The sequence below is a fragment of the Streptomyces millisiae genome (assembly GCF_031845425.1).
Taxonomy (GTDB): domain Bacteria; phylum Actinomycetota; class Actinomycetes; order Streptomycetales; family Streptomycetaceae; genus Streptomyces; species Streptomyces millisiae.
This window is the reverse complement of the sequence record NZ_JAVREM010000137.1, coordinates 1-5,710: the sequence shown is the minus strand read 5'-3', so window position 1 is coordinate 5,710 and position 5,710 is coordinate 1. Positions and strand designations below refer to the sequence as shown.

5 protein-coding genes are annotated in these 5,710 nt (G+C 73.2%); 1 reads left to right on the top strand and 4 read right to left on the bottom strand.

Translation table 11 applies throughout. The features are described 5' to 3' along the window. Positions 1 to 62: 62 nt before the first annotated feature. The 4 genes from RNC47_RS35650 to RNC47_RS35635 form a co-directional block, all read right to left on the bottom strand. Positions 63 to 1,397 (bottom strand): hemolysin family protein, encoded by a 1,335-nt coding sequence (locus tag RNC47_RS35650; protein ID WP_311604969.1) that lies wholly within the window; start codon positions 1,395 to 1,397, stop codon positions 63 to 65. Continuing rightward, positions 1,394 to 1,891: an rRNA maturation RNase YbeY gene (gene ybeY, locus RNC47_RS35645; protein WP_311604968.1), complete on the bottom strand. Its 498-nt coding sequence runs from the start codon at positions 1,889 to 1,891 to the stop codon at positions 1,394 to 1,396. The genes RNC47_RS35650 and ybeY overlap by 4 nt, the downstream gene beginning before the upstream one ends. Positions 1,892 to 1,903: 12 nt before the next feature. Next, positions 1,904 to 2,917 carry a PhoH family protein gene (locus tag RNC47_RS35640; RefSeq protein ID WP_311604967.1) on the bottom strand — a complete coding sequence of 338 codons (1,014 nt, stop codon included), beginning with the start codon at positions 2,915 to 2,917 and terminating at the stop codon, positions 1,904 to 1,906. A 161-nt stretch (positions 2,918 to 3,078) separates the two neighbouring features. Next, positions 3,079 to 4,242 carry a carbohydrate kinase family protein gene (locus RNC47_RS35635; protein ID WP_311604966.1) on the bottom strand — a complete coding sequence of 388 codons (1,164 nt, stop codon included), beginning with the start codon at positions 4,240 to 4,242 and terminating at the stop codon, positions 3,079 to 3,081. 50 nt (positions 4,243 to 4,292) lie between these two features. On the opposite strand from RNC47_RS35635, the gene RNC47_RS35630 reads away from it, so the two are divergent. Further along, the gene (locus RNC47_RS35630; protein WP_311604965.1) at positions 4,293 to 5,633 is read left to right on the top strand and encodes a 6-phospho-beta-glucosidase; all 1,341 of its coding nucleotides are present in this window, start codon (positions 4,293 to 4,295) and stop codon (positions 5,631 to 5,633) included. Positions 5,634 to 5,710 lie beyond the last annotated feature (77 nt).

The following is a 5,710-nucleotide window of genomic DNA, read 5'->3' as shown; positions in this document are numbered from 1 at the left end:
GGGTGGGGGAAAAACACCCCGCAGACAGCACAGCGCCGCGTAACGGCTTGCCGCGCGGAGCGCTAAGACGGTTCCGGGGAGTCCGACGGCGGCGCGGGGACCGGTTCGACCAGGATGCGGTCGATGCGGTTGCGGCGCCCGACGGGCGCCTCCGCGGTGAGCCGCAGCGCGGCCAGCCGCGGCTGCTCCTCGTCGCGCGCCGTGGACTGCTCGGGCGTGAGCGGGACCTCCGCGCTCGCGCCGGCGATCGGGACCCGGCCGAGTGCCTTGGCCAGCAGGCCGCCCACCGTCTCCACGTCCTCGTCGTCGAGCCGCAGCCCGTACAGTTCACCGAGCGCGCCGAGGTCGAGCCTGGCGGTGACCCGGCGGGTGTCCTCGCCGAGGTCCTCGACGGGCGGCAGCTCGGTGTCGTACTCGTCGGTGATCTCGCCGACGATCTCCTCCAGGATGTCCTCGATGGTGACGAGGCCCGCCGTGCCGCCGTACTCGTCGATGACGACCGCGACGTGGATGTGGTCCCGCTGCATCTCGCGCAGCAGGTCGCCCGCGTTCTTGGTGTCGGGCACGAAGGTCGCGGGCCGCGTCACCGACTCCAGCGGGTCCGCCTCGGCCTCGTGCTTGATGTGCACGGCGCGGGCCAGGTCCTTGAGGTAGACGACGCCGACGATGTCGTCGTCGCTCTCGCCGGTGACCGGGATCCGGGAGAAGCCGGACCGCAGCGCCAGGGCGAGGCCCTGGCGGATGGTCTTGTGGCGGTCGATGGAGACGAGGTCGGTACGCGGCACCATCACCTCGCGCACCAGGGTGTCGCCGAGCTCGAAGACGGAGTGCACCATGCGGCGCTCCTCGTCCTCGATGAGGGACTCGCGCTCGGCCAGGTCGACCATGGCGCGCAGTTCGGCCTCGGAGGCGAAGGGGCCGCGGCGGAAGCCCTTGCCCGGGGTGAGGGCGTTGCCCAGCAGGATCAGCAGCTGGGTGACGGGCCCGAGCACGCGGCCCAGCGGCACCAGCACGTAGGCGGCGACGGTGGTGGTGGCCAGCGGGTGCTGGCGGCCGATGGTGCGGGGCGAGACGCCGACGGCGACGAAGGACAGCAGCACCATGACGCCGAAGGCGACGGCGAGTGCCTGCCATATCCGGTCGAACTCCTGGAGGCAGGCGTACGCCACGAGCACCGCGGCCGCCATCTCGCTGCAGACCCGGAGCAGCAGGGCCAGGTTGAGGTAGCGGGTGGGGTCGGCGGCGAGCACGGCGAGCCGGGCGGCGCCGCGGCGGCCGGCCCGCTTGGCCTCCTCGGCGCGGAAGCTGGTGACGACGGCGAGGCCGGCCTCCGCGCAGGAGGAGAGCCAGGCCAGCGCCAGCAGGCCGATGACGGAGAGCAGCGTGGTGGTGGTCATGTCGTCGTGGGGGCCGGGGAGGGCCCGGTCAGGCCGTGCTCGGCGCGCCAACCGTCGACGATGGCCTTCTGCAGCCCGAACATCTCGGCCTTCTCGACCGGCTCCTCGTGGTCGTAGCCGAGGAGGTGCAGCACGCCGTGGACGGTGAGCAGCTGGAGCTCGTCGTCCATGGAGTGCTTCGTGGGGGCCGCGGCGCCCTGCCGGACGGCGACCTGGGGACAGAGCACCACGTCCCCGAGCAGGCCCTGCACGGGCTCCTCGTCGTCCTTGGCGGGCGGGCGGAGCTCATCCATCGGGAAGGACATCACGTCGGTGGGGCCCGGCAGGTCCATCCACTGGAGGTGGAGCTGCTCCATGGCGGCCTCGTCGACCGCGATCACCGACAGTTCGGAGAGCGGGTGGATGCGCATCCTGGCCAGGGCGTACCTGGCGATGTCGAGAATGGCCCGTTCGTCGATCTCCAGGCCGGACTCGTTGTTGACCTCGATCGCCATGATCTGCGGCGGCTACTTTCCGTTGCGGTCGTCGAAGCGTTCGTACGCGTCCACGATGCGGCCGACGAGCTTGTGGCGGACCACGTCCTGGCTGGTGAGCCGGGAGAAGTGCACGTCGTCGACGCCGTCGAGGATCTCCTGCACCTGGCGGAGGCCGCTCTTGGTGCCGCCGGGCAGGTCGACCTGGGTGACGTCGCCGGTGATCACGATCTTGGATTCGAAGCCGAGCCGGGTGAGGAACATCTTCATCTGCTCGGGATTCGTGTTCTGCGCCTCGTCCAGGATGATGAACGCGTCGTTGAGGGTGCGGCCGCGCATGTAGGCGAGCGGGGCGACCTCGATGGTGCCGGCGCTGAGCAGGCGCGGGATGGAGTCCGGGTCGAGCATGTCGTGCAGCGCGTCGTAGAGCGGCCGCAGGTAGGGGTCGATCTTCTCGTAGAGCGTGCCGGGCAGGAAGCCGAGCCGCTCGCCGGCCTCGACCGCGGGCCGGGTGAGGATGATCCGGTTGACCCGCTTGGACTGCAGCGCCTGCACGGCCTTGGCCATGGCCAGGTAGGTCTTGCCGGTGCCGGCGGGGCCGATGCCGAAGACGATGGTGTGCTGGTCGATGGCGTCGACGTAACGCTTCTGGTTGAGCGTCTTGGGCCGGATGGTCTTGCCGCGGTTGGACAGGATGTTCTGCGTGAGGACCTGGGCGGGGCTGGTGCCGCCGCTGCCCTCGGAGCCGCGCAGCATGGCGATGGAGCGCTCGACCGCGTCCTCGGTGAGCGGCTGGCCGGTGCGCAGCACGAGCATCATCTCGTCGAAGAGCCGCTGCACGAGCTGAACTTCGGCCTCGTCGCCGGTGGCGCTGATCTCGTTGCCCCGGACATGGATGTCGGTGGCGGGGAACGCCTGCTCGATGACGCGCAGCAGCGCGTCCCCGGAACCCAGGACCGTGACCATGGGGTGCTTCGCCGGCACGGTGAACCGGGCGGTCGCCTCGGCGGCCCGGGCCGCCGGCTGGTGTGTGGGTGTCTGCGTCATGGGCGGCCGCTGCTCGGCCTGCTCATCCCTCTCTGAACTGACTGCGGGGCGGTACGGGACTTCCGAGGCCAGGGTACGACGCCACGCCCGCGTATCCCCAGGAAATTACCCAGTGCGATCGGCGCAGTTCGCGATGGTCTTGACGGCGCGGGCACCGGCGCTCACCCACGGAAACCGAGCGTGGGCACCGCGCGACGACGGGACCAGGTCGGCGCGGATCCCGGCAGCAGTTCGGAGAGGAACGCGTACCGCCGGAGCTCGTGGTCGAGCCGGCCGCCGGCCGGCCCGAGCGAGCTGACCCGCTGCCACCAGGCTGCCACCTCACCCCAGCCGGGCGCGGAGAGCGAGCCGCCGAACTCCTGCACGGACAGGGCGGCGGTGAGCCCGGCGAGCGCCAGCCGGTCGGCCAGCGGCCAGCCGGCGAGGGTGCCGGTGACGAAACCGGCCACGAAGACGTCCCCGGCGCCCGTGGTGTCCAGGGCCTCGACGACGATGGCCGGCACCTCGGCGGTCTCGCCGGTGCGGCCGTCCGCCGCGTAGGCGCCCTCGGCGCCCATGGTGACGACGGCGATCGGGACCCGCTCGGTCAGCGCGCGGGCGGCGGCGCGCGGGCAGTCGGTGCGGGTGTAGCGCATGGCCTCCGCCGCGTTCGGCAGGAAGGCCTCGCAGTGGGCGAGGTCGGGCAGCTCGGCCAGCTCCCAGGCGCCCGTGTCGTCCCAGCCGACGTCGGCGAAGACCAGCCCGCCGGCGGCGGCCGCCTCCCTTATCCAGTCCTGCGGCTGCCCGGGGCGCAGGGAGGCGACGGCGGAGCGGGCGCGCGGCGGGGGCGGCACGGCCGGGACGAACGCCGGCGCCGCCTCGTCGATCGGCGGCCCGGTGGGCGGCCCCCAGGGCGGCGGCGCCTCGTGGCCGTGCGAGACCATCGTGCGCTCGCCCTCGTAGGCCATGGACACGGTGACCGGGGAGTGCCAGCCGGGGACGGTGCGGGAACGGGAGAGGTCGATGCCCTCGCCGCGCTCCAGCGTCTCCCAGCAGTACTCGCCGTACTTGTCGTCGCCGAAGGCGGCGGCGAGCGAGGTGCGCAGGCCCAGCCTGGCGAGCGCGGTGGCCATGTTGGCCACTCCGCCCGGGCTCGATCCCATGCCGCGGGCCCAGGACTCGGTGCCGCGCACGGGCGCCGACTCCAGGCCGGTGAAGACGATGTCCAGGAAGACCGTGCCGGTGAGGTACACGTCGTAGTCCGGGTCGGCGGGGGCACGCAGCGCGGCGAGCGGGTCGAACGTGCTGGCGAGTGGGGCCTGGTCGTGGTCGTCCTGGTGCGTCACCGTGTGCTCCCGGGCATGCTGGCCTTCTCCTCTACGGTACGTTCCGGGCCATGAGGCTCACGATCATCGGCGGCGGCGGATTCCGCGTTCCCCTGGTATACCGGGCGCTACTGACAGCCAGCCCCGAGGAGTCGCCCGACCGGGTGAACCAGCGGTGCACCGAGGTGACGCTCTTCGACCGGGATCCGGCCAGGACCCGGGTGATCGCCTCCGTGCTCGCGGCGCAGGCGGCCGGCGTGCCGGGCGCGCCCGCGGTGCGGATCGCCGACGACCTGGACGACGCGCTGCGCGGCGCCGACTTCGTGTTCTGCGCGATGCGGGTGGGCGGCACGGCGGGGCGGGTGCGGGACGAGCGGGTGCCGCTGGCCGCGGGGGTGCTGGGCCAGGAGACGGTGGGCGCCGGCGGGATCCTGTACGGGCTGCGGACCGTTCCCGTCGCGCTGGAGATCGCGGACCGGATGCGGGCGGTGGCGCCCGACGCCTGGCTGATCAACTTCACCAACCCGGCCGGGATGGTCACGGAGGCGATGTCGAGGCGGCTGGGGCACCGGGTGATCGGCATCTGCGACTCGCCCGTCGGCCTGGTGCGGCGGGCGGCCAGGGCCGCGGGCGCCGACCCCGCCGCGGTGAACTTCGGCTATGTGGGGCTCAACCACCTGGGCTGGCTCCAGTCCTTGACACTGCGGGGCCGGGACCTGCTGCCGGGGCTGCTGGCGGACGACGCGGCGCTGGCGTCCTTCGAGGAGGGCCGGCTCTTCGGCGGCGAGTGGCTGCGGGCGTTGGGCTCTTTGCCCAACGAGTACCTGCACTACTACTACGCGGCGCGCGAGACGCTGGCGGCGACGCGGGCGGCCACCGAGACGCGGGGCGAGTACCTGGAGCGCCAGCAGGGCGCGTTCTTCGCGGAGGCGGCGCGAACGCCCGGGCGGGCGCTGGAGGCGTGGGAACGCGCGCGCCTGGAGCGTGAGGAGACGTACGGGGCCGAGGCGCGGGCCGCGAGCGGCGGCGGCGAACGCGACAGCTGCGACCTGGAGGGCGGCGGCTACGAGCGGGTGGCCCTCGACCTGATGCGGGCCATCGCGGGCGACCGGCGCACCCGGCTGATCCTCAACGTGCGCAACGGCGGGGCGGTGCCGGCGCTGCCGGACGACGCGATCATAGAGACCGTCTGCGAGGTGGACGGGACGGGGGCGCATCCGGTGCCGTGCGTGCTGCCGGGTCTGGCGGAGCAGGGGCTGATGCTCCAGGTGAAGGCGGTCGAGCGGGCGACGATCGAGGCCGCGACGACGCGGTCGCGCGGCGCGGCGCTGCGGGCGCTGGCGCTGCACCCGCTGGTCGACTCCACGGCGGTGGCCTCCGACATCCTGACGGCCGCCGCCTGGCCGGCGTAGCCGGCGATAAGCCGGCCAGGCGCCGCGGCGCGACGCGCCGCGCGCCGCGCGGGGTGGGCGGCGCTTCGCGCGGGGTT